The sequence below is a fragment of the Antarctobacter heliothermus genome, from assembly GCF_900188425.1.
GTDB classification, from domain to species: domain Bacteria; phylum Pseudomonadota; class Alphaproteobacteria; order Rhodobacterales; family Rhodobacteraceae; genus Antarctobacter; species Antarctobacter heliothermus.
On the sequence record NZ_FZON01000032.1, the window covers coordinates 19831 to 41850 of the forward strand.

At 61.4% G+C, this 22020-nt stretch carries 23 protein-coding genes; 9 read left to right on the forward strand and 14 right to left on the reverse strand.

What is annotated here, in order from left to right; genetic code table 11:
* Positions 1 to 92 precede the first annotated feature (92 nt).
* The 7 genes from CHB90_RS15670 to glpD all read right to left on the reverse strand — a co-directional run bounded on the left by CHB90_RS15670 (position 93) and on the right by glpD (position 7697).
* A complete protein-coding gene (locus CHB90_RS15670) occupies positions 93 to 1805 on the reverse strand; it encodes an ABC transporter substrate-binding protein (protein ID WP_089278805.1) in 1713 nt (570 codons plus the stop codon).
* A gap of 85 nt (positions 1806 to 1890) precedes the next feature.
* Positions 1891 to 2163, reverse strand: coding sequence for a DUF2160 domain-containing protein (locus tag CHB90_RS15675; RefSeq protein ID WP_089278806.1), 273 nt, complete (start codon positions 2161 to 2163; stop codon positions 1891 to 1893).
* A 22-nt stretch (positions 2164 to 2185) separates the two neighbouring features.
* The gene (locus tag CHB90_RS15680; protein WP_089278807.1) at positions 2186 to 3037 is read right to left on the reverse strand and encodes a carbohydrate ABC transporter permease; all 852 of its coding nucleotides are present in this window, start codon (positions 3035 to 3037) and stop codon (positions 2186 to 2188) included.
* A 3-nt stretch (positions 3038 to 3040) separates the two neighbouring features.
* On the reverse strand, positions 3041 to 3910 hold the full coding sequence (locus CHB90_RS15685) for a carbohydrate ABC transporter permease (RefSeq protein ID WP_089278808.1): 870 nt from the start codon (positions 3908 to 3910) through the stop codon (positions 3041 to 3043).
* Positions 3910 to 4986, reverse strand: coding sequence for an ABC transporter ATP-binding protein (locus tag CHB90_RS15690; protein ID WP_089278809.1), 1077 nt, complete (start codon positions 4984 to 4986; stop codon positions 3910 to 3912). Before CHB90_RS15690 ends, CHB90_RS15685 begins: the two co-directional genes overlap by 1 nt.
* A 10-nt stretch (positions 4987 to 4996) precedes the next feature.
* Positions 4997 to 6085 (reverse strand): ABC transporter ATP-binding protein, encoded by a 1089-nt coding sequence (locus CHB90_RS15695; protein WP_089278810.1) that lies wholly within the window; start codon positions 6083 to 6085, stop codon positions 4997 to 4999.
* A gap of 13 nt (positions 6086 to 6098) precedes the next feature.
* Positions 6099 to 7697 (reverse strand): glycerol-3-phosphate dehydrogenase, encoded by a 1599-nt coding sequence (glpD, locus tag CHB90_RS15700; RefSeq protein WP_170941085.1) that lies wholly within the window; start codon positions 7695 to 7697, stop codon positions 6099 to 6101.
* Between the two features lie 262 nt (positions 7698 to 7959).
* Here glpD and CHB90_RS15705 point away from each other — a divergent pair, with 262 nt between their 5' ends.
* Positions 7960 to 8727, forward strand: coding sequence for a DeoR/GlpR family DNA-binding transcription regulator (locus CHB90_RS15705; RefSeq protein ID WP_089278811.1), 768 nt, complete (start codon positions 7960 to 7962; stop codon positions 8725 to 8727).
* A 15-nt stretch (positions 8728 to 8742) separates the two neighbouring features.
* Here the strand turns inward: CHB90_RS15705 and CHB90_RS15710 are convergent, their stop codons facing one another.
* The 4 genes from CHB90_RS15710 to CHB90_RS15725 all read right to left on the reverse strand — a co-directional run bounded on the left by CHB90_RS15710 (position 8743) and on the right by CHB90_RS15725 (position 12696).
* Positions 8743 to 9591, reverse strand: a complete 849-nt coding sequence (locus CHB90_RS15710; protein ID WP_089278812.1) for an ABC transporter permease — start codon at positions 9589 to 9591, stop codon at positions 8743 to 8745.
* A 4-nt stretch (positions 9592 to 9595) separates the two neighbouring features.
* Entirely contained in the window at positions 9596 to 10453 is an 858-nt protein-coding gene (locus CHB90_RS15715) for an ABC transporter permease (protein ID WP_089278838.1), read from the reverse strand.
* Positions 10453 to 11544 (reverse strand): ABC transporter ATP-binding protein, encoded by a 1092-nt coding sequence (locus CHB90_RS15720; RefSeq protein ID WP_089278813.1) that lies wholly within the window; start codon positions 11542 to 11544, stop codon positions 10453 to 10455. Before CHB90_RS15720 ends, CHB90_RS15715 begins: the two co-directional genes overlap by 1 nt.
* An 87-nt stretch (positions 11545 to 11631) precedes the next feature.
* On the reverse strand, positions 11632 to 12696 hold the full coding sequence (locus CHB90_RS15725) for an extracellular solute-binding protein (protein WP_089278814.1): 1065 nt from the start codon (positions 12694 to 12696) through the stop codon (positions 11632 to 11634).
* Between the two features lie 266 nt (positions 12697 to 12962).
* On the opposite strand from CHB90_RS15725, the gene CHB90_RS15730 reads away from it, so the two are divergent.
* On the forward strand, positions 12963 to 14252 hold the full coding sequence (locus tag CHB90_RS15730; protein WP_089278815.1) for a PQQ-dependent sugar dehydrogenase: 1290 nt from the start codon (positions 12963 to 12965) through the stop codon (positions 14250 to 14252).
* A gap of 107 nt (positions 14253 to 14359) precedes the next feature.
* Here the strand turns inward: CHB90_RS15730 and CHB90_RS15735 are convergent, their stop codons facing one another.
* Complete coding sequence (locus tag CHB90_RS15735) at positions 14360 to 15031, reverse strand: DNA-3-methyladenine glycosylase I (protein ID WP_089278816.1); 672 nt, start codon at positions 15029 to 15031, stop codon at positions 14360 to 14362.
* A 49-nt stretch (positions 15032 to 15080) separates the two neighbouring features.
* Here CHB90_RS15735 and CHB90_RS15740 point away from each other — a divergent pair, with 49 nt between their 5' ends.
* The 6 genes from CHB90_RS15740 to CHB90_RS15765 all read left to right on the forward strand — a co-directional run bounded on the left by CHB90_RS15740 (position 15081) and on the right by CHB90_RS15765 (position 20623).
* Positions 15081 to 15452 carry a hypothetical protein gene (locus CHB90_RS15740; protein WP_141135900.1) on the forward strand — a complete coding sequence of 124 codons (372 nt, stop codon included), beginning with the start codon at positions 15081 to 15083 and terminating at the stop codon, positions 15450 to 15452.
* A gap of 115 nt (positions 15453 to 15567) precedes the next feature.
* A complete protein-coding gene (gene thrS, locus CHB90_RS15745) occupies positions 15568 to 17550 on the forward strand; it encodes a threonine--tRNA ligase (protein ID WP_089278818.1) in 1983 nt (660 codons plus the stop codon).
* 395 nt (positions 17551 to 17945) lie between these two features.
* Entirely contained in the window at positions 17946 to 18311 is a 366-nt protein-coding gene (locus tag CHB90_RS27565) for a BufA1 family periplasmic bufferin-type metallophore (RefSeq protein ID WP_089278819.1), read from the forward strand.
* A 68-nt stretch (positions 18312 to 18379) separates the two neighbouring features.
* Positions 18380 to 19300: an MNIO family bufferin maturase gene (gene bufB, locus CHB90_RS15755; RefSeq protein WP_089278820.1), complete on the forward strand. Its 921-nt coding sequence runs from the start codon at positions 18380 to 18382 to the stop codon at positions 19298 to 19300.
* The gene (locus CHB90_RS15760) at positions 19293 to 20045 is read left to right on the forward strand and encodes an HvfC/BufC N-terminal domain-containing protein (protein WP_089278821.1); all 753 of its coding nucleotides are present in this window, start codon (positions 19293 to 19295) and stop codon (positions 20043 to 20045) included. Before bufB ends, CHB90_RS15760 begins: the two co-directional genes overlap by 8 nt.
* Positions 20046 to 20056: 11 nt before the next feature.
* Positions 20057 to 20623, forward strand: coding sequence for a DoxX family protein (locus CHB90_RS15765; protein ID WP_089278839.1), 567 nt, complete (start codon positions 20057 to 20059; stop codon positions 20621 to 20623).
* A gap of 79 nt (positions 20624 to 20702) precedes the next feature.
* Here CHB90_RS15765 and CHB90_RS15770 read toward each other — a convergent pair whose 3' ends face one another.
* Complete coding sequence (locus CHB90_RS15770; protein ID WP_089278822.1) at positions 20703 to 21071, reverse strand: hypothetical protein; 369 nt, start codon at positions 21069 to 21071, stop codon at positions 20703 to 20705.
* Entirely contained in the window at positions 21068 to 21493 is a 426-nt protein-coding gene (locus CHB90_RS15775; RefSeq protein WP_342744965.1) for an arsenate reductase family protein, read from the reverse strand. Before CHB90_RS15775 ends, CHB90_RS15770 begins: the two co-directional genes overlap by 4 nt.
* A 152-nt stretch (positions 21494 to 21645) precedes the next feature.
* Here CHB90_RS15775 and CHB90_RS15780 point away from each other — a divergent pair, with 152 nt between their 5' ends.
* Positions 21646 to 21852: a cold-shock protein gene (locus CHB90_RS15780; protein ID WP_089278824.1), complete on the forward strand. Its 207-nt coding sequence runs from the start codon at positions 21646 to 21648 to the stop codon at positions 21850 to 21852.
* Positions 21853 to 22020: the final 168 nt, after the last annotated feature.

The following is a 22020-nucleotide window of genomic DNA, read 5'->3' on the forward strand; positions in this document are numbered from 1 at the left end:
GCGATGTGTGGTGTGCCCCAAAGGAGCCTGTCATGTCATGATGAAATAAGGTGGCCGAGGCCCCCGTAGGGGCCCCGGCCGGGGAGGAAGGCTTATTGCCAGGACTTGATCAGCTCATCGTAGCTGACGGTCTTGGGCTCTTCGTCTTCTTCAGCCAGCTTGGCATAGGGCGCGCCGGGCTGGGCGAACCAGTATTCGGCGTCACGCTCTTCGTTCAGCTTGGGACCGATGTCGCCCTGGATACCGGCACGCTCCAGACGCTCCAACACCCGCTCCTGATCGGCGCAGAGCGCGTCGAGGGCTTGCTGAGGTGTCTTGGCACCGGACATGGCGTCACCGATGTTCTGCCACCACAGCTGTGCCAGCTTGGGGTAGTCAGGCACGTTGGTGCCGGTCGGCGACCATGCCACGCGGGCCGGCGAGCGGTAGAACTCGACCAGGCCACCCAGCTTGTCCGCACGCTCGGTAAAGCTGTCGTGCTGCACGGTAGATTCGCGGATGAAGGTCAGGCCCACGTGGGACTTCTTCACATCCACGGTCTTTGAGGTGACGAACTGGGCATAGAGCCAGGCCGCCTTGGCACGATCCTCGGGCGTGGATTTCATCAGCGTCCAGGACCCGGCATCCTGATAGCCGACCTTTTGGCCTTCTTTCCAGTAGACGCCATGCGGGCTGGGCGCCATGCGCCACTTGGGTGTGCCGTCCTCGTTCATGACCGGCAGACCGGGCTTGACCGTGTCGGCGGTAAAGGCGGTGTACCAGAACATCTGCTGGGCGATATTGCCCTGCGCCGGGATCGGACCCGCCTCGGAGAAGGTCATGCCTGCGGCGGCGGGCGGCGTGTATTTCTCCAGCCACTCGATCGCCTTGGTCACGGCATAAACCGCCGCCGGGGCATTGGTGGCCCCGCCGCGCGCGACACAGGAACCGACAGGCTGGCTCTGATCGTTGACGCGGATCCCCCATTCGTCGACCGGCAGGCCGTTGGGTTCACCGACGTCTCCCATGCCAGCCATGGACATCCACGCATCGGTGTAGCGCCAGCCAAGGCTGGGGTCTTTCTTGCCGTAGTCCATGTTGCCGAAGATGTCGCCATCCACGCCCATGTGGCTCAAGTCACGCCCGGTAAAGAACTCCGCGATGTCCTCGTAGGCAGACCAGTTGACCGGAACGCCCAGCTCATAACCGAACTGGTCCATGAAGTCGGCCTTGTTCTTTTCGTCGTTGAACCAGTCATACCGGAACCAGTAAAGGTTCGCGAACTGCTGGGTCGGCAGCTGGTAGACCTTGTCATCCGGCCCGGTGGTAAAGCTGAGGCCGATGAAATCGTCGAGGTCCAACGTCGGCGACGTCACGTCCGCGCCTTCGTTCGCGATCCAGTCGGTCAGGTTGCGCACCTGCTGATAGCGCCAGTGGGTGCCGATCAGGTCAGAGTCGTTGATGTAGGCGTCATAGATGTTCTGACCGGACTGCATTTGCGTTTGCAGCTTTTCGACCACGTCGCCTTCGCCGATCAGGTCATGCGTGACCTTGATGCCGGTGATCGCGGTGAACGCCGCCGCCAACACCTGCGATTCATATTCGTGCGTGGTGATGGTCTCGGAGACGACCTTGATCTCCATGCCTTCAAAAGGCTTGGCCGCGTCGACGAAGAACTGCATCTCCGCCTCTTGCGCGTCACGCGGAAGCGTCGAAAGATCGCCGATCTCCGCGTCCAGGAACGCGCGCGCCGCGTCCATGTCGGCAAAGGCCGGACCCGCAAGGATCAGCAGCGCCGCCGTAGTGGATCTGAGTTTATGTTTCATTGGTATCCTCCCATTGGTACCATTTTTTCGAGGACGTTCAGTACGTTGCCCGGGCTCCTCTCCCTTCCCGGACACGCAGGCTGACCTACACCCAGCGAAAAACCGCAGCGGCGTAGATCAGGCAAACGACAAGAGCCAGGGGTTGCTGGACACCCACGAGTCCAAGCCAGGCCAGATTGATAAAGGCCGAGCCGAGAAGCGTAATGAACAGACGGTCCCCCCGGGTGGTTTCGATCCTCAGAATGCCCGTTCGGGGCGTTTCCGGGAATTTGATCGCCAGAACGGTGAACGTGATCAGCAGCGTGGCGATCACCATAAAGAAGATCGCGGTCGGCCAGGTCCATGCCATCCAATCCATTGAAACGTCTCCTTTTTCAGGCTTACACGCGGCCCAGGGCAAAGCCCTTGGCGATGTAGTTGCGGACAAAGTAGATCACCAACGCGCCGGGCACGATGGTCAGGATGCCGGCTGCGGCCAGCACTCCCCAATCGATGCCGCTGGCACCTTGGGTGCGGGTCATGATCGCGGAAATCGGCTTGGCGTCGACGGTGGTCAGGGTGCGGCTCAGCAGCAGTTCCACCCATGAGAACATGAAGCAGAAGAAGGCCGCGACCCCGATGCCGCTGGCTATCAGTGGCATGAAGATCTTGACGAAAAACCGGCCAAACCCGTAGCCGTCGATATAGGCGGTCTCGTCGATTTCCTTGGGCACACCGCGCATGAACCCCTCAAGGATCCAGACCGCCAGCGGCACGTTGAACAGGCAATGCGCCAGCGCCACCGCGATATGCGTGTCGAACAGGCCTACGCTCGAATACAGCTGAAAGAACGGCAGCGCAAAGACTGCGGGCGGCGCCATGCGGTTGGTGAGCAGCCAGAAGAACAGGTGCTTGTCGCCCATGAAGTGATAGCGCGAAAAGGCGTAGGCCGCAGGCAGGGCCACAGCCAGCGAAATCACCGTGTTCATCACCACATAGATCAGCGAGTTGACGTACCCCATGTACCAGGCCGGATCGCTCAGGATGGTCGCATAGTTTGCAAAGGTCAGATCGCGCGGCCACAGAGTAAAGGAATTCAGGATTTCAGTGTTGGTCTTCAGGCTCATGTTCAGCAGCCAGTAGATCGGCAGCAACAAGAACATCAGGTACAGCGTCATGACGACGGCGCGGCTGTTGACCTTTGGCAGGCGCATCCCGCGGGTTGTGGATCGGTTTACGGAGGTATCCGCCATGGCTCAGGTCTCCCGCTTTTCTAGGGTGGTCATCACGGTGTAGAACACCCAGCTCACCAGCAGGATCACCAGGAAATACATCAACGAGAACGCCGCCGCCGGTCCAAGGTCGAACTGTCCCAGCGCCATTTTCACAAGGTCGATCGACAGCATCGTGGTGGCGTTGCCCGGTCCGCCACCGGTGACGACGAATGGCTCTGTGTAGATCATGAAGCTGTCCATGAACCGCAGCAGCACGGCGATCATCAGCACGCCCGCCATCTTGGGCAGTTCGATGTAGCGGAACACCTTCCAACGGCTGGCCTGATCAATCTTGGCCGCCTGATAATAGGCGTCGGGGATCGACTTCAGCCCGGCAAAGGCCAAGAGGGCCACCAGCGAGGTCCAGTGCCAGACATCCATCACCACGATTGTGATCCAGGCAGCAAGCGTGTCCTGCGTGTAGTTGTAGTTGATGCCCAGCGCATCCAGCGTATAGCCCAGCAGGCCAATGTCGACGCGACCAAAGATCTGCCAGATTGTCCCGACCACGTTCCACGGGATCAGCAGCGGCAGCGACATCAGCACAAGGCAAAGTGACGACCAAAAGCCCGACTTGGGCATGTTCAGCGCCACGAAGATTCCCAGCGGCACCTCGATCGCAAGGATGATGAGCGAAAACAACAACTGCCGCCCCAGCGCATCCCACATCCGCTCGGACGCGAGCATTTCCTCGAACCACTCAAGCCCCGCCCAGAAGAACTGGTTGTTCCCAAAGGTGTCCTGAACGGAATAGTTGACCACCGTCATCAACGGGATCACCGCCGAAAAGGCCACCAGCAGCAGGACCGGCAGCACGAGGAACCATGCCTTTTGGTTGACAGTCTTTTCCATTACGCAACCGCTCCCTGAACGCGCCAGTCGTTGGCGTAAACGTTGACGTGGTTGGCATCAAAGGCGACGCGGTTCATGTCCGCACTGATGTGATCGTCTTCGCCGGCGATGATATTGATGTCGTGTCCGAAAAATTCGGCACGAATGATCTTGTGGCGGCCCACGTCCTCGACACGGCGCACCTTGACTGGCAGACCTTCGGTCTGGCTCAGCCGCACGAATTCCGGACGCACCCCGATCTCAACCTTGCCGTCGAGCGGTTGGTACGCCTGTGCCAGATCGACATGTGCGCCACTGATGAGGGCCTTGTTGCCGTCGATCTGCGCCGGGATCACGTTCATACCGGGTGATCCGATGAAATAGCCGACAAAGGTGTGCTCTGGCCGCTCGAACAGTTCTTCGGGCGTGCCAATCTGCACAACGCGGCCGTCGTACATCACCACCACCTTGTCGGCAAAGGTCAGCGCCTCTGTCTGGTCATGGGTCACATAGATCATCGTATGACCGAAATCATGGTGCAGCTTTTTCAGCTGAGTGCGCAGTTCCCATTTCATGTGTGGGTCGATCACGGTCAGCGGTTCATCGAACAGCAGCGCGTTCACGTCCTTGCGCACCATGCCACGGCCAAGGCTGATTTTCTGCTTGGCGTCCGCTGTCAGGCCGCGCGCCTTTTTGTTCAGCATCTCTTCCATGCCAATCATGCGGGCGATTTCCTGCACACGTTCCGCCACATAGGTCTCATCCCGGCCACGATTGCGCAGCGGAAAGGCCAGATTGTCGCGCACGGTCATGGTGTCGTAGACCACCGGAAACTGGAACACCTGTGCGATGTTGCGTTCAGCCGTCGGCGCGTCGGTCACGTCCTTGTCGCCGAACAGGATACGCCCCTGGCTGGGATGCAGCAGGCCTGAGATGATGTTGAGCAATGTGGACTTCCCACAGCCCGATGATCCGAGCAGCGCATAGGCCGCGCCGTCGTCCCAGACGTGGTTCAACTCTTTCAGCGCGAAATCATCTTCGGACTTCGGCGCTGGGAAGTAGGAATGTGCTAGGTTGTCGAGTGTGATCTTGGCCATCGGTTCCCCCTCAGGCGGCCAGCGCGTAGGCAGCTGGTGCAACCAGCTTGCCGTCTTCGCCGAAGATGTAGACGTGGCGCGGGTCCAGCCAGACAGCCAGCTCTGCGCCCAGTTTCAGGTCGTGAACCCCGTGGATCAGACCCACCCAGCGTTCGCCGTGGTGATCGAGGTGGACAAAGGTTTCCGACCCGGTCAGCTCTGTCACGTTCAGGATGGATTTGAATTCCATCGCGTCGGCTGCGTGTTTGCCAATCTCCAGATGGTTCGGACGGAACCCGGCCGTATAGCGGCCATCCCCCAGTTCCGCGAGCTTGCCGGTCGCCTCGGCGCTCTGGCCGTCACCGAACATGATCCGGTTGCCAGTCTTGGAGATTTTCAGAAAGTTCATCGGCGGATCGCTGAACACGCGCGCGGTCGTGGCATCCACCGGCTGGCGGTAGACGCGTGGTGTCAGGTCGAACTGGGTCACCCGCCCTTCCCACAGCGCAGCGGTGTTGCCACCCAATAGCAGCGCCTCCTCGGGTTCCGTCGTGGCGTAGACAAAGATCGCGCCCGAGGCCTCAAAGATCTTCGGGATCTCGACCCGCAGTTCCTCGCGCAACTTGTAGTCCAGATTGGCCAGCGGTTCATCCAGCAGCACCAGACCGGCGTTCTTGACCAAAGCACGGGCCAGCGCGCAGCGTTGCTGCTGACCACCGGACAGTTCCAGCGGCTTGCGGTCCAGCATCGGGGTCAGTTTCATCAGCTCGGCGCTTTCGCGCACACGCCGGTCAATCTCGGCTTTGTCGATACCCAACAGCTTCATCGGGGAGGCGATGTTTTCGTAGACGGTCATCGACGGGTAATTGATAAATTGCTGGTACACCATCGCGACCTTGCGGTCCTGGACGCGCATGCCGGTGACATCTTCGCCCTGCCAGAACACCTGCCCGCTGTTGGGCGCATCCAGCCCCGCCATCAGACGCATCAGGGATGTCTTGCCCGACAGGGTCGGCCCTAGCAGCACGTTCATCGTCCCGTTTTCCAGCGTAAGATCGGTGGGGTGAATGTGCGTCACCCCGTCAACGATCTTTGAAACGCCCCTCAGTTCCAGCGTCATTGCGTCCTCCTCCTTATTCCGCGGCCGCAGCGGCGGATTGGCGACGACGCGCCATCCAGTTGTCCAGCACGCCAATCTGATCGTCCGTCAATCGCAGCCCAAGTTTGCTGCGCCGCCAGACCACATCATGCGCCGTGCGCGCGTATTCGTTGTTCATCAGCCAGGTGATCTCGGCCTCCGTCAGGGTCGCGCCGAAATCCTGACCCAGATCACCGGCCTCCCTGGCATCGCCAAGGATGCCCGCAGCCTGCGTGCCATAGGCCCGCACCAGCCGCAGCGCCCAGAAATCCGTCAGGAACGAAAACCCCGCCTTCAGGTTGGCGACCAGCGCTGCAACGCCGTCCACCGGGAAATCGCCCCCCGGCAGCGCGACGCCTGCGGTCCACTTGCCCTGTCTCATTTCCAGATGCTCAGCCACCTTCTCCAGCGCGCTTTCCGCAAGACGCCGATAGGTGGTGATCTTGCCGCCAAAGATGTTCAGCAGCGGCGCGCCACTGCTGGTATCGACCTTGAGCGTGTAGTCCCGCGTGGCCGCTGTCGCGCTGCTGGCCCCGTCGTCATACAGCGGGCGCACACCGGAGTAGGTCCAGACGATATCGCCGCGGCTCAGCTGGTTCTTGAAATACTGATTGGCAAAGTTCAGCAGGTAGTCCTGCTCTTCGGGCGTGCATTCCGGTTTCTGCGACGGATCGGCGTGGTCGGCATCGGTTGTGCCGATCAAGGTGAAATCCGTCTCATAGGGAATGGCAAAGATGATCCGCCCGTCGGTGCCCTGAAAGAAGTAGCACTTTCCGTGATCATACAGCTTGCGGGTCACGATATGGCTGCCGCGCACCAGCCTGACACCTTCGCGCGAATTCAGCCGCACCTTGGTCTGGATGATGTCGCCAACCCAAGGCCCACCGGCATTGATCAGCATCCTGGCGGAAAACGTCTTTTTCTCCCCGTTTTCGGTATTTTGCGTTTCGACGCGCCACAGCCCATTTTCGGCAGTTGCGTTCAGCACCTTGGTGCGCGTCATGATCTGCGCACCACGCGCCTCGGCGTCTCGGGCGTTCAGCACGACAAGCCGGGAATCCTCGACCCAGCAGTCGGAATATTCGTAGGCCTTGGCAAACCGATCCTGTAACGGCGCGCCCTCTGGCGACCCCGCCAAAGCACGGGTCGTGGTGCCAGGCAGGATCTTGCGACCGCCAAGGTGGTCATACATGAACAGGCCCAACCGGATCAGCCATGCGGGCCTGCGCCCTTTCATCCATGGCATGAACAGGCTCAACAGCTTGGAGGTCGGCGTGTCCGACTCGAACCTCATATCCTTATGATAAGGCAGGATAAAACGCATAGGCCAGCTGATGTGCGGCATGGCACGCAGCAGCACTTCGCGCTCTATTAACGCCTCGCGGACGAGGCGAAACTCGAAGTATTCAAGATAGCGCAACCCACCGTGAAACAGCTTGGTCGAGGACGAAGATGTGGCAGAGGCCAGATCGTTCATCTCTGCCAGGGCAACGCTTGCACCACGCCCTGCGGCGTCCCGGGCGATTCCGCACCCATTGATTCCCCCCCCAATGACAAAGAGGTCAATCGTGTTGCTGTCAGTCGGGTCTGCCACGCGAATCTCCTCCAAGTTCGCAGTACCCGTGTTATGCCGCTCAGCACGGCGTGACGCAAGGTGATTTTTTTCGTTTTCTTTCGCTTTTCCGTCACGCTCGAAGATTTCGCGCCATTCGTATTTTCGAATGCGTCAAATCCGGCAGGCCTGCGACGCATAATTTGTGTTTCTGGTTGCCATCTTGAACCGTGACCGCAACTGTGTCGGGACTGTAGCCCGCCAAGGCCATGAACGCCCGCAACCAGCCGGACCTCGCCAACTGATGTCTCAAACCTTTCGCCACCCCGAGATCCTTGAAATCGCCCGCCGCGATGGCAAGGTGACGGTCGATGATCTGGCCGACCATTTTGGCGTCACACTCCAGACCATCCGCCGCGATCTGACCGATCTTGCCGAAGCCGGGCGGCTGGAGCGTGTTCACGGCGGCGCTGTTCTGCCCTCCGGCACCACCAATATCGGCTATGAAGAGCGCCGCTCACTGAACGCCGGGGCCAAGCAATCCATCGCGCAGGCCTGCGCCGCACAGATCCCCAACGGCATTTCGCTGTTTCTCAATATCGGCACCTCGACAGAGGCGGTGGCGCGGGAGCTTTTGCATCATGAGCACTTGATGGTGGTGACCAACAACATGAACGTCGCCAATATCCTTGTCGCCAACCCGACCTGCGAGATCCTTGTGACCGGCGGACAGTTGCGCCGGTCCGATGGCGGGCTGATCGGCAATCTGGCGGCAGAGACGATCCGGCAGTTCAAGTTCGATCTGGCGGTGATCGGCTGTTCCGCACTGGACCGCGATGGGGATCTGCTGGATTTCGACATCCGCGAGGTCAGCGTCAGCCGGACAATCCTGCGCCAATCGCGCAAGACCTACCTTGTGGCCGATCACACCAAATTTGCCCGCAGCGCACCGGCACGGATTGCCTCGCTTGCCGATGTCGATGTCTTCTTTACCGATGACACCCCTCCCCCCGACCTGCCGTCACAGTGCGACAGCTGGGGGACTGAGATTGTTCTGGCTCAGACCAAATAAGGCCGCCCTGTCCACCTAGCGGCGCTGGAACAGGATCACCACAAGCGCCAGCAGCGATGAGCCCAGCATCAGCAACAACGACACCGCGTTCAGCAGCGGCGTGGACCCCTCTTTCAGGCGGTCGAACATGGCAATCGTCAGAGGCGCATCCGAGCCCACCAGCATCAGCGTAGTGTTGAAGTTCTCAAAGCTCATCAGAAAGGCCACGACAACCGCGCCGATCATGGCCGGCATCAGGAACGGGATGGTGATGGTCCGCACCGCCGTCAGCCGCGTGGCCCCCAGGTTCAGCGCAGCGTCTTCCAGTGTGCGGTCGAACTTTTGCAGGCGCGCGGTGATGACCAGCGTGGCGATGGTGGTGATGAATGAGAACTGGCCAAGGATCACCAGCAACAGGCCGGGGCGCAGTGCCTGAATGTCCATCTGCGCCAGATCCCACATGCCATTCGCCAGCGTCGAGGAAAACACAAGGATCGAGATGCCCAGAACGATGCCCGGTACGACCAGCGGCAGCAGCATCAGCACATACAACGCGCCCTTGCCGCGGAATTCATAGCGGTTGAACAGAAAGGCATTCGTCGTGCCGACGCTGACCGACAGCAGCGCCACACAGGCCGCGACAAACCCTGAGGTGCCAACAGCGCGCAGGATGCCGCGTTCATGAAAGACGCCGATCTGCGGACGCGTGTCGCCAAAGAACCAGTTCCAGGTGAACCCTTCCCAAGGGAGAGAGGGGAACTGGCTGTCGTTGAAGGCAAAGACCGCAACCACGGTCAGCGGCAGCGCAAGGTAGAGAAAGAACAGCAGCACATAACCGCCATAGATCAGGCGAAAGCTGCGGGAACTGGGGATGGTGGGGATCATGGCCTTATCCCATCGTTTCTTGCAGGGTGCGGCCCGTCAGGCGCAACATGCCCCAGACGATCACCGAGGACAGAACCAGCAACATGAAACCAAAGGTCGCCCCCAGTTCCCAGTTCGAGCGCACGATGAACTGGTTATAGATCATCTCGGTAAACCACAGGCTGTCCTTGCCGCCCAGCATGGTGGGCGTCAGGTAGTTGCCCAGCGACAGCATAAAGACAACGATACAGCCCGACACGATGCCGGGCATGGCATGCGGAATGATGATTTCGCGCAGCACCGACAGACCGTTGCCGCCCAGATCATAGCCCGCCTCAACCACGCTGTCGTCCAGGCTTTCAAGTGTTGTGACCAGCGGCACCACCATGAACAGCATGGAGGTGTAGACAAGGCCAACCATCATCGCGGCATCGGTGTACAGCATCTCAACCGGCTGATCGGCCAGACCGGCCCATTGCAGCAGGTTCGAAATCAGTCCGGTTTCCCGCAGCAGGATCATCCAGCCAAAGGTGCGTACCAGCTCAGAGACGTAAAACGGGATCAGGCACAGCATGAACAGCACCTGCTGCAACCGGCCCTTGGCCATCTTGGCGATGTAATAAGCCACCGGAAAGGCGATCAGCAGGGTAATGGCCGTGGCCAGCACCGACATGACGGCCGTGCGCCAGAACGTCCGCAGATACAGCGGCTCTGTCAGCGCCTTTTGATAGTGCGTCGTGCTGGTTTCATAGACGCCAAAGCTGATGCGTTCGCGCAGCGAAATCAGCAGCATGTCGATATGCGGAATGACAATCAGCAGTCCCAGCCACAGCACCAGCGGTGTCAAAAGCAGGATGAATCCGATCCGGGCATGCAGGCGCATCAGGCAGCCACCGCGAAACAGGTCGCCTGCGCCGCGCCCCAACCGATGTGCAGCGTGTCACCGCGTTTCAGGTTCGCAAACTCCCCCGACTGGGGCAAGGTGACCTCCAGCGTTTCGCCCACGCTGTCCTGCACCAGCACCCGAGAGGCCGCGCCGTTGAACAGGATACTGGTGACGGTGCCCTGCAACTGGTTGTCAAATGCACTCAGCGCCTCGGCAGTGGCGGCAAGGCGGATCGACTCGGGCCGGACGAAAATCTCGGCGGTGTCACCGGGGGACAGCGTCCCGGTAGCCGTCGCGCGCATCGCAAGACCCGTCTCCGTGCGCATTTCCAGCGCAGAGCCCTCTGCGCGCTCGATCCGGCCCTTCCAGCGGTTCGCCTCGCCGATGAAACCGGCCACAAAGGGCGTGTCGGGGCGATAGTACAGATCCTGCCCGGTGCCGACCTGCTCAAACCGTCCAGCGTTCATGACGGCGATCTGGTCGGACATCACCAGCGCCTCGGACTGGTCATGGGTGATATAGACAAAGGTGGTGTCAAAAGCCGCCTGAAGCGCTTTCAGCTCTACCTTCATGTGTTCGCGCAGTTTCAGATCCAGCGCGCCCAGCGGTTCGTCCAGCAGCAAAACGTCCGGTTCCAGAACCATGCACCGCGCGATGGCGACGCGTTGTTTTTGCCCGCCAGACAGTTCATCCACCTTGCGCCCGCCGATCCCCGGCAGGCCGATCCGGTCCAGCGCCTCATCGACCTTGCGGGCGATCTGGTCCTTGGGCATCTTCTGTCGCCGCAGCCCGTAGCCGATGTTGTCTGCAATGGTCATCATCGGGAACAACGCCAGATGCTGGAACACCATGTTCACCGGGCGCTTGTTGGGGGGCGTGTCCAGAACCGAGCCGCCCTTGATGCGAATATCGCCGGATGTGGGGTCCAGAAACCCCGCGATCATCCGCATGATCGTCGTCTTGCCACAGCCCGACGGTCCGAGGATCGAAAAGAAACTGCCCGGCGGCACCGAAAAAGAGACGTTGTCTACGGCAGTCGTGTCACCAAACCGCTTAACAAGGTCGGCGCATTCAAGATCAGGGGTCATGCAGAGGTCCGTTCAAGGCGTTTCAGGGTCTGTCCGAAACGAAAAAGGCGGCACCGGGAATCCCGATGCCGCCCGTGTCAAAAGTGATCAGTTGGCGGCCTGAACGCGGTCCAGAACGTCACCTTCGATGGCTTCCAGACCGGCGGGGACCGGCGGATACCACTTGATGTTGTCGATCGCCTCTTGCGAAAAGCTGGCCTGGTACTTGGCCTTCAGCGCGTCCTCGGCGAACTCATCCGCCCCGGCAGAGGCGGTGAAGTTGCCAGCCGCCGCGGTGATCTTGGCCGCGACTTCGGGCTGCATGACAAAGTTGATCCACGCATAGGCCGCGTCGTCGGCCTGCCCCTTGGCGGGCAGAACAAACGTGTCGATCCAGCCCAGCGCACCGGATGCGGGCGCGACAAAGGTGATGTCGGCGTTGTCTTCGTTCAGCTTCCAACCGCCGGTGTCCCATGCCATCGACGCGGTAACCTCGCCCGACCGCACAAGGTTCATCAACTCATCGCCGCCACCCCAGTAGGTTTTGACGTTGGGTTTGCACTCGGTCAGCTTGGCCTCGACCTTGCTCATGATTTCCTTGTACTTCGCTTCGTCGTCGTAGGCGGCAAAGGGATCTTCGCCCATGGCGAAGGCAAAGCCGATCAGCGTCGGACGTTTCAGGCGGTAGGACACCTTGCCCGCGACTGCCGGATCGCACAGGTCGGTGTAATCCTTCACCGTGTCGCCCGCCATGGCGGTGTTCATCACCAGACCGGAGGTGCCCCAGACGTGCGGCACGCCATAGACTTCGCCGCCGACGGTGGTGTTGGCCATGGTCGCCAACAGCATCGAGGGAATGAACTGCGACTGGTCCAGCTTAGTGATGTCGATGGGCTTGTAGATGCCGAATTCCATCTGCGGACCCATGACACGGTCCTGCGAAGGCTGCACAAGGTCAAAGCCGCCGCCACCTGTGGCGCGCAATTTGGCAATCATTTCCTCGTTGTTGGACTTGGTCACTTCAACGGTGTGGCCTGTTTCGGCCTCGAACATCTCGATGACGTCGTCGGGGGCATAGCCGCCCCAGGTCAACAGCCGAAGCGTGTCGGCCGAGGCCGTCTGTGCCAGGCCCATCAAGGCCAGGCAGGTCGTGGCGAGCAGTGTTTTGGTCATGGTCTTCCCCTGTTTTTGTTCGGATCGTGTTTTGCCACAGGATGCGCAGCGTTTACCGAATGGTCAAACTTTTTTGACGAACCTCGGCCTTATGGGCGAAGTTCTTGTCAGTTATGTGAACACTTGGTTTCTACGCGGCCTTGCCGCCGCTGTCTGAACCGCCGTCGCAGACAGTTTGCTAGGCGCACCGCCGTCGTCAGGGAAAACGGTTGTTGAGGGTCACGGACACTGGCAAGGATGGTCGTCGATCAGACTGGAGGCCGAACATGGAATTTATCGCAAAGGCGACCGCTGTGGTGGGGGGTGCCGTGGCGCTGCTGCGTCGCGTAGGCGCGCCGTCACATCAAGCCATGGGCGCAAGCCCGCAGATCCCGGATGCCCGGAAACAAGGGATCATGACACTGAAAATGCCTGTCGCCCAGGGCTGGAAGGCGGGCCACGTCCCTACATGCGCGCCCGGGCTCAAGGTCAACGCCTTTGCATCCGGACTGGAACACCCCCGCTGGATCGAGGTTCTGCCGAACGGCGACGTCCTGGTGGCGGAATCGAAAGAACAGGCAGGCCCGCCCAAGACGCTGATGGATCACGCGGCTCAGGCGACAATGCGACGGGCCAAGGCAATCGGCGTCAGCGCCAACCGCGTGACCCTGTGGCGCGATGCGGACGGCGACGGGGTGGCCGAAATCCGCGAGGTATTTGTCGAGAACCAGAACCAGCCCTTTGGCATGGCGCTGATCGGCAGCCGGTTCTACCTTGGCAATACCGACGGCATTGTGGCGTTTGACTATACCCCTGATGCCACATCCCTGTCCGGCACCGGGCAAAAGCTGGTTGATTTCAAACCGCATGGCCACTGGACCCGCAGCCTGATCGTGTCGTCCGATGGCAAGAGGATCTATGCCGGCGTCGGGTCGCTGTCGAATATCGGCGATCAGGGCATGGAGGCAGAACAGGGCCGCGCCGCAATCTGGGAACTGGATGTCGAAACCGGGAATGCTCGTATCTTTGCCTCTGGATTGCGCAATGCCGTCGGCATGGCGTGGGAGCCGACGGCCGGCGCGCTTTGGACTGTCGTCAATGAACGCGACGGGCTGGGGGATGAAACCCCACCGGACTACCTGACCTCTGTGCAAGACGGCGGCTTTTACGGCTGGCCCTATTGCTATTGGGGCGACACCGTGGACGACAGGGTTCCGCAGGACGCCGCATTGGTCGCACGCGCGATCACGCCGGATTACGCCTTGGGCGGGCACACCGCGTCGCTGGGTCTGTGCTGGATGCCCGCAGGGACGTTGCCGGGGTTCGGCGATGGCATGGTGATCGGGCAACACGGATCGTGGAATCGCTCAAAGCTGAGCGGCTACAAGCTGATCTTTGTGCCATTCGAGAACGGCGCGCCCAGCGGCCCACCGCGTGACATCCTCAGTGGTTTCCTGTCCGACGACGAAAAGATCGCCTACGGACGCCCTGTCGGCGTGACAGTTGGTGCGGACAAGAAGTCGCTCCTGATGGCGGATGATGTGGGTGACATCATCTGGCGCGTCACCGGCGCATAGTCGGCTGACCACAGGGCCACGCGCATCCAGATCAGACGCGTACCGCGCAGCGCAGATCGGTTACTGACCGTTGCGCTGCGCACCCCATCCGCCGGGCCAACGCGCCTTTAGCCGTCGATGCTCTGCGCCAGCACGCGGCTGATCACCGTCAGGCTCTCGCCGCTCTCTTCCTTCCAAGTGTTAAAGGCCGCCTGCACCGCCGCCATCGCCTTTTTGGAGGTCGGTTCCTTGTCGATCACGCCCTCTTCCTCCAGCCGCGCCACCACGGAGGGCGACAGCACATAGCTTTCCTTGCCCAGAAACCGCAGCGCATAGGCCCCGGTTCCCCCGCCCAGCCGCGACCCGTTCTTTTTCAGCCACTCCAGCAATCCGGCGAAATCCTCGGCGGGCCAATCGCCGATCTTGCGCCCGAAACTGCCCGCCTCGGCGGCGACCTCCTGAATAAAGGCGGCGTTGTGCTGGATCGCCTCCACCTTGGGCGGACTGCGCACGATGCGCGGGTCGTCTAGCAATTCGTCGAACCAGTCTTCGGACATCACCGCCACACGCCCGACGTCAAAGTTGTAAAACGCCTCTTCGATGCCCGCCCATTTGTTTTCGACAACCTGCCAACTGATCCCGGCCTGAAAGATGCCGCGCGCCATCTGCGCCAGCCAGCGGTCATCCGGAATGGCGGCCAGCGCGTCCGCGTCCAGTACCTTGGGCATATCCGCCAGCACCGCGTCCTCGCCGCCTTTGCGGGCAGCCGCGATGGTCAGGATCTCTTGATATGTCTGCATGGTTCCCTCCGGATGTGACCGGCCAGACAGTGGCAGAGCCCGCTAGGTCATGAAAGCCCTCATTGAGCGAGGCCGCGCCCGGCGCTACGCTCACAACGCGATCACAGCAGGGCATGGGCTGATGGACCCCGATTTCTCACTGACGGACTTCAGGATGCGCGACGGGACGCGGAACTTTCTGACCCTGCCGATCGTGAAATCGCCCGGCCAGCTTTGGCGCAGCCTGTGGCGTCTCAAACACGTCACGCGCAAGGCAAACGTCCAATCCGTCACCGATGCATGGATCACCTTTTCCTGGCATGGCTGGGAGATCGCCATTCACGACCCCTACGGCGAATACTGGTTCTTTGCAGAAGATCCCCAAACCCCCGACGACGTGCTCGAAGAGATCCGTCAGCATTTCCTGAAAGCCGGGCTATAGGGCCGGACCCGACACAACTTGACAGGCCCCGTCGACAGGCGCAAAAGCAGGCCCGCAAAACATAACCCGCAACCGGGCGTTCCGTGGGCGCCAAACTGACGAGGAGTTGAGGCTGATGGCCCAGATTTCCCTGACCTTTCCCGATGGCTCTAAACGTGACTTCGACAAGGGCGTGACCCCTGCCGACGTGGCGGCGAGCATCTCCAAATCGCTTGGCAAGAAAGCGATTTCCGCCACCGTGGGCGATGCCCACTGGGATCTGCAATGGCCCATCGAGGTTGACGCAGACATCGCGATCAACACCTTGGCCGATGACGCGCCGGCGCTGGAACTGATCCGGCACGACCTTGCGCACATCATGGCGCGCGCGGTGCAGGAACTTTGGCCCGGCGTCAAAGTGACCATCGGCCCGGTGATCGACAACGGCTGGTACTACGACTTTGACCGGGCTGAGCCGTTCACGCCCGAAGACCTCGGCGCGATCGAAAAGAAGATGAAAGAGATCATCAACCGCCGCGATCCGGTCACCACCGAAATCTGGGACCGTGCCCGCGCGGTGGCCTTTTACGAGGCCAACAACGAACCCTACAAGGTCGAGCTGATCGAATCGATCCCCGGCGATGAGCCGCTGCGCATGTATTGGCACGGCCACTGGCAGGATCTGTGCCGTGGGCCGCACCTGCAACACACCGGCCAGGTGCCGGGGGATGCGTTCAAACTGATGAGCGTGGCGGGCGCCTATTGGCGCGGCGACAGCAAACGCCAGATGCTGCAACGCATCTACGGCGTCGCCTTCAAGAACAAGGAAGACCTCAAAAAGCATCTGCACATGCTCGAAGAGGCGGCCAAACGCGACCACCGCAAGCTGGGCCGCGAAATGGACCTGTTCCACATGCAGGAAGAGGCCCCCGGTCAGGTGTTCTGGCATCCCAACGGCTGGACCATCTACACCCAGCTGCAGGACTACATGCGCCGCAAGCAGCGCGCTGGCGGGTATCAAGAGATCAACACCCCGCAGGTCGTGGACCGCAAACTGTGGGAGGCGTCAGGCCACTGGGACAAGTACCAGCACCACATGTTCCTCGTCGAAGTCGACGAGAGCCGGGATGGCGAAAACGACGACGCCAGCGCCAAGAACCGCGACCAGACCCGGATCAACGCGCTAAAGCCGATGAACTGCCCCTGCCACGTTCAGGTGTTCAATCAGGGTCTGAAATCCTACCGCGACCTGCCCCTGCGGCTGGCCGAATTCGGCTCTTGCGCTCGGTTTGAACCCTCGGGCGCGCTGCATGGTATCATGCGCGTGCGTGGGTTCACGCAGGACGATGCGCATATCTTCTGCACCGAGGACCAGATCCAGGAGGAATGCGCCCGCTTCATCGACTTTCTGGCCGACATCTACCGCGAGCTTGGCTTCCCCGAGTTCGAGATCCGCTTTGCCACCCGCCCAGAAAAGCGCGTCGGCACCGAGGAAAGCTGGGACTATGTCGAAAACGCGTTGGAAAACGCGATCAAGGCCGTGGGCCGCGACTATGTGCTGGAACCGGGCGATGGCGCCTTTTATGGCCCCAAGCTGGACTTCTACCTGACCGACGCCATCGGGCGGATCTGGCAGTGCGGCACCTTTCAGGTCGATCCCAACCTGCCGGAACGGCTGGGCGCGTCCTACATCGCGCAAAGCGGCGACAAGACGCGGCCCTTTATGTTGCACCGCGCGACGCTGGGATCTTTTGAACGCTTCATCGGCATCCTGATCGAGGAACACGCCGGCAAGCTGCCGTTCTGGCTGGCCCCGCGCCAGGTGGTTGTCGCCTCGATCACGTCCGAGGCGGATGACTATGTGGCAGAGGTGGTGGCCCAATTGACCGCCGCCGGTGTCCGCGCAGAGGCCGACATCCGCAACGAAAAGATCAACTACAAGGTGCGCGAACATTCGGTCGGCAAGGTGCCGGTGATCCTGGCCGTCGGACACCGCGAGGTTGAAGAGCGCACTGTGACCGTCCGCCGCCTTGGCGAAAAGCAGACGCAGGTGGCCGCGCTGGACGACATCGTGGCGCACTTGACCGCGGACGCAACTGCCCCGGACCTGCGCGACTGATCCCAAAGATCAAACGCGATTTTGCGGGCCGCCCACATCGGGCGGCCCGATTTTCTTTGCAAAACCTGCGACGGAAACGACGGGCTGCTGCGTTACACGGCTGACAGTTTGCGTGATATACCGTGTCCGGACTCCCGGACCGAACGGGATATCTGTAACATTCTGCCCCGCAGCATGATTTGAATCGCAACATTCGTTACACCATCACCTATTCCCCCGCTGAAATCGCACCCTACCCCGCTGGAAGGTTCACGCCCGCGACACGCCGCCTGACGGCCGCGTGATGCACAGGCCCGTGAATGGTTTGGGGCCGTGTCTCGGCGCACTGTGGTGTCACCGCAGGGCAAATCGCCCTCGGCCAAGTTTCAAACTCAGAAACCCGGAGGAAATTCTACATGTCCACCACTCTCAAAACAGCCGCCCTCGTTGGCATCGTCGCCGCTGCCGTGTCCGCCTCGGGCGTACAGGCCATGGATCAGGAAAAATGCTACGGCGTCAGCCTTGCCGGTGAAAACGACTGCGCCGCAGGACCCGGCACCACCTGCGCCGGCACCTCGAATGTCGACTATCAGGGCAACGCCTGGACCCTGGTCGATGCAGGCACCTGCGCAGAGATCGACCTGCCGGATGGCCGCATGGGCATGACAGCGGCCGCTCTCAAGGACAAGGGCTTTGAAGGCATCAAGCGCGACCTGCCCGAAGGCCTGGCCGAAGATGTTCAGGCCAAGTATTACGACCCGTCCATGATGTCCGACAGCTGATCGTCAAGGTCTGACAAGCCGGATGGGCATGCGTGCCCATCCCACCACCGCCCCAAGCCGGAAGTCCCATGTTCGACACACCCAGCCCCCTCCCCCCCTTGCCCGGCGTCGGCTACAAACCGCAGCATTATTCGGCCATCCTGAACGATCCCGCGCCGGTGGGCTGGCTAGAGGTCCACGCCGAGAACTACATGGGCGATGGCGGCAGGCCGCTGGCACAACTGCGGGCTCTGGCCGAGCGTTTTCCGATCTCTGTTCACGGTGTCGGACTGTCCATCGGCGGCCCTGAACGGTTGGACCCTGATCATCTGGCGCGGCTGACGCATCTTGTCGGCTGGCTGAACCCGGCCAGCTTTTCCGAACACCTCGCCTGGTCGACCCATGACAGCCATTTCCTGAACGACCTGCTGCCGCTGCCCTATACGCTCACCACGCTGGAGCGCATCTGCGATCACATTGATGAGGTCCAGGAGGCGCTTGGGCGACCCATGCTGCTGGAAAACCCGTCCAGCTATCTGGCCTTTGCCGAAAGCACGATGTCAGAGACCGATTTCCTGCGCGAGGTGACCCGCCGCACTGGCTGTGGCCTGTTGCTGGATGTCAACAATGTCTTCGTCTCCTCGGTGAACCTTGGGTACAGCCCGCAAGACTATATCACCGCCTTCCCGATGGACGCGGTAGGAGAGATCCATCTGGCCGGGCACGATGAGGATGAGGACGATTTCGGCGCGCCCTTGCTGATCGACAGCCACGGGCGCGAAGTGGCCGAGCCGGTCTGGGCGCTGCTGGATCAGGTGTTGAAGCAGTCCGGACCGCGTCCGTTGCTGATCGAATGGGACAATGACGTGCCAGACTGGCCGGTGTTGGCCGCAGAGGCGCAGCGGGCGCAAGCGGCGCTGTCGCAGGGGGCGCTGCCCCCGTCTCCCTCCGGTCGACTCCCCCGGGATATTTTTGGCCAGAAGAAACCCGGAGGCGGCGCGCATGCCTGAGGCCAGCACCACTGAGGCCGCGTTTCGTGTGGGATTGCTGCGTGCCGATGGAGCCATCCCCGAAGGGGTGACCGATGGCGCCGGCCGTCCCGCCGGGCGACGCTATGATGTCTATCGCAACAACGTGGCGGTGGCGCTGCGCGAGGCGTTGGAGACCGGCTTTCCTGCGGTCGCCAAGCTGATCGGGCCGGAGAATTTCGCGCGGGCGGCGGGTCTGTATCTGCGCCGCGATCCGCCTGAAACGCCCTTGATGATGCAGTACGGCGCGAGCTTTGCGGCCTTTCTGGAGCAGATCGACGCCCTGCGTGGCATCGGCTATCTGGGCGATGTGGCGCGGTTGGAACTGGCCATGCGGCGCAGCTATCACGCTGCAGATGCAGTGCCTTTTGACGCCGGGCGGTTGGCGGCACTTGAGGACAGCACGCTGAGGGCCGCGCGTCTGATCCTTGCGCCCTCCGTGCAGGTCGTGCGTTCGCCTTGGCCGGTTCTGTCTGTCTATCGCTATACCATGCTGCCGGATCAGCCCAAGCCGCAGGCGCGCGCCGAGGATGTGCTGATCACCCGACCGGAGTTTGATCCCGCGCCGCATCTGTTGCCGCAAGGTGGCGCGGCATTCATCGACGCGCTCAGGCGCGGGCTGACCTTTGGGGCAGCGCTCACGGCTGCCGGTGCCGATTTCGACCTGCCCGCGACCCTGACGCTGCTGTTGCAGCAGGGCGCGATTTCCGACCTCCAGACCGCCTGAGGATGCTTGCCATGGACCGCCTTCTTTCCCTGCACCACGCGATCTTTGCCCCTGTCGAGCGGCTGGGGGGGTCATTGATCCCGCTGCTGGCTCGGCTCGTCTTTGCCGCGACCTTGTTGCGGTACTATTGGAACTCGGCGGGCACCAAGGTCTGGGACCGCAAGGGTGAGGAAGGCATCTTTGACTTCTTCACGCTGGAACCGGGGACCTATGCGCAGATGTTCCCCAAGGCCTTTGAGGCGGCGGGGTATAATCCGGCCAAGATGGGTGTCCTGTATGACATCGTCGCCTATGCCGGAACCTATGCGGAATGGGTGCTGCCGCTGCTGATCGTGATCGGACTGTTCACCCGGTTGGCAGCCTTGGGCATGATCGGCTTTGTCGTGGTGCAGACCTTTGTCGATGTGACTGGACATGGCGGCGAACCGGGTATGCTGTTCGACACGCGGTATGAGCTGATCGACGAGCGGACGCTTTGGATCTTCGGGTTTGTGGTGTTGGTGATCAAGGGTGCTGGTGTGCTGTCCATCGACCGGCTGCTGGGCCTGAACATAGCGCCGCGCGGCGTCAAGGTCTGAGCACTCTGGTGGGACGGCGGGCGGGGCGATGTTGCCGAAGGCAACCAGCGGCGCCCCCGTCCCTGCCTGTGGTAACATCTCAGAAATGCGCCTTGGGTTCGTCTGGTTTGCCCGCGGCGAGCGCCAGCACCCCGGCCAGACCGGCAAAGGCGATGGGGAACATGGTAAACACGTTGAACCCGAAGGCGTGGAACATCGCCGCCGCCGAGGCCAGCAGCAGCAGGCCACCCCACAACGCACGCGCCTTGGCCATGGCTCCGCCCGCGATGGCCAAAAGAGGCGCCAGGATGGACACCGTGCGCACCGTCGCGGGATCATCGAACATGCCGAACATTTCTTCGACTTCGCCGACGTTCTTGACCAGCTCGGTATAGCCGAAGCCGAAAAAACCCACGATCATGCCGATCACCCCGGCGATGATCCCCAGCGTCAAGGCTGCGTTTCTCATGTCCCTGTCTCCTGCCCTGTCACGCCCAGCGCCGCCTGTGCAGCTTTGTCCCAACCCAGCACCATCCGCGCGCCGTCCACGACCAAGGGCCGCTTCATGACGGTCGGATGTCGTCTGATCAGGTCTGCTGGTGGCAGCGCGCGGGCCGCGTCATCCAGTCCGCGCCAGGTCGTCGACCGTGTGTTGAGCAATTTTTCGCCGAACTGCGCCAGCGCGTCGTCCAGAACGTCGCCGGGTAGCCCGTCGTCACGGACATCCACAAAAGCCGCTCCCGGCAAGGCTTTGCGCGCCTTTCTGCAAGTATCGCAAGTCTTCAGCCCGTAGATGATCATGCGTATTCCTTTGGCAGTTGCTCTCAATTTGCGGTGAGATAGGCCACCTTTCGACGAAATGCGAGGGCGGGACTCTTGTATTTCGCTCATACACGATAATCTGGGGCGTGTGACTTTCGGCGACCAGAGGGCGGGGGCGCGCGCTGTTCGCGTGCGGTTGTCGTTGCCCTCAACGCCGGATGTGATCGTCCTGACCGGCGTGTCGGGATGTCCGGAAGAACAGGAACAGGAGCACGGGAATCATGCCAACGGGCACCGTGAAGTGGTTCAACACCACAAAGGGATTTGGGTTCATCGCACCGGACGACGGCGGACAAGACGTCTTTGTCCATATTTCGGCGGTGGAAAGGTCTGGCTTGACCGGGCTCGCGGACAACCAGAAGATCAGCTTTGAGCTGCGCGAAGGCCGCGACGGGCGCTCGATGGCGGCGGATTTGCAACTGCTCTGACCGACGGGCCGCGTGCGGCGCGGGTGCGCGATGTCGAACCAGAACCCGCGTCTCTGTGTCCACGGCATTTGCCGATAATTCAAAGGGCTCGGCGCTTCGTCGCCGGGGGTGGTTGCTGTACCCTGACGGCAGGCCGACATATGGTGTTGGCCTTTGCCGGAGGCAGAC

Bases quoted from the DNA above. Each gene is read 5' to 3' on its own strand.
- CHB90_RS15715 (WP_089278838.1), bottom strand. From the start codon at position 10,453: ATGCGCCTGCATGCCCGGATCGGATTCATCCTGCTTTTGACACCGCTG.
- CHB90_RS15675 (WP_089278806.1), bottom strand. From the start codon at position 2,163: ATGGATTGGATGGCATGGACCTGGCCGACCGCGATCTTCTTTATGGTG.
- CHB90_RS15770 (WP_089278822.1), bottom strand. From the start codon at position 21,071: ATGAGAAACGCAGCCTTGACGCTGGGGATCATCGCCGGGGTGATCGGC.
- CHB90_RS15695 (WP_089278810.1), bottom strand. From the start codon at position 6,085: ATGACGCTGGAACTGAGGGGCGTTTCAAAGATCGTTGACGGGGTGACG.
- CHB90_RS15720 (WP_089278813.1), bottom strand. From the start codon at position 11,544: ATGACCCCTGATCTTGAATGCGCCGACCTTGTTAAGCGGTTTGGTGAC.
- bufB (WP_089278820.1), top strand. From the start codon at position 18,380: ATGTTCGACACACCCAGCCCCCTCCCCCCCTTGCCCGGCGTCGGCTAC.
- CHB90_RS15690 (WP_089278809.1), bottom strand. From the start codon at position 4,986: ATGGCCAAGATCACACTCGACAACCTAGCACATTCCTACTTCCCAGCG.
- CHB90_RS15725 (WP_089278814.1), bottom strand. From the start codon at position 12,696: ATGACCAAAACACTGCTCGCCACGACCTGCCTGGCCTTGATGGGCCTG.
- CHB90_RS15670 (WP_089278805.1), bottom strand. From the start codon at position 1,805: ATGAAACATAAACTCAGATCCACTACGGCGGCGCTGCTGATCCTTGCG.
- CHB90_RS15780 (WP_089278824.1), top strand. From the start codon at position 21,646: ATGCCAACGGGCACCGTGAAGTGGTTCAACACCACAAAGGGATTTGGG.
- CHB90_RS15775 (WP_342744965.1), bottom strand. From the start codon at position 21,493: ATGAGCGAAATACAAGAGTCCCGCCCTCGCATTTCGTCGAAAGGTGGC.
- CHB90_RS15730 (WP_089278815.1), top strand. From the start codon at position 12,963: ATGGAATTTATCGCAAAGGCGACCGCTGTGGTGGGGGGTGCCGTGGCG.
- CHB90_RS15685 (WP_089278808.1), bottom strand. From the start codon at position 3,910: ATGGAAAAGACTGTCAACCAAAAGGCATGGTTCCTCGTGCTGCCGGTC.
- CHB90_RS15765 (WP_089278839.1), top strand. From the start codon at position 20,057: ATGGACCGCCTTCTTTCCCTGCACCACGCGATCTTTGCCCCTGTCGAG.
- CHB90_RS15710 (WP_089278812.1), bottom strand. From the start codon at position 9,591: ATGATCCCCACCATCCCCAGTTCCCGCAGCTTTCGCCTGATCTATGGC.
- CHB90_RS15740 (WP_141135900.1), top strand. From the start codon at position 15,081: ATGAAAGCCCTCATTGAGCGAGGCCGCGCCCGGCGCTACGCTCACAAC.
- CHB90_RS27565 (WP_089278819.1), top strand. From the start codon at position 17,946: ATGTCCACCACTCTCAAAACAGCCGCCCTCGTTGGCATCGTCGCCGCT.
- CHB90_RS15760 (WP_089278821.1), top strand. From the start codon at position 19,293: ATGCCTGAGGCCAGCACCACTGAGGCCGCGTTTCGTGTGGGATTGCTG.
- thrS (WP_089278818.1), top strand. From the start codon at position 15,568: ATGGCCCAGATTTCCCTGACCTTTCCCGATGGCTCTAAACGTGACTTC.
- CHB90_RS15705 (WP_089278811.1), top strand. From the start codon at position 7,960: ATGTCTCAAACCTTTCGCCACCCCGAGATCCTTGAAATCGCCCGCCGC.
- CHB90_RS15735 (WP_089278816.1), bottom strand. From the start codon at position 15,031: ATGCAGACATATCAAGAGATCCTGACCATCGCGGCTGCCCGCAAAGGC.
- CHB90_RS15680 (WP_089278807.1), bottom strand. From the start codon at position 3,037: ATGGCGGATACCTCCGTAAACCGATCCACAACCCGCGGGATGCGCCTG.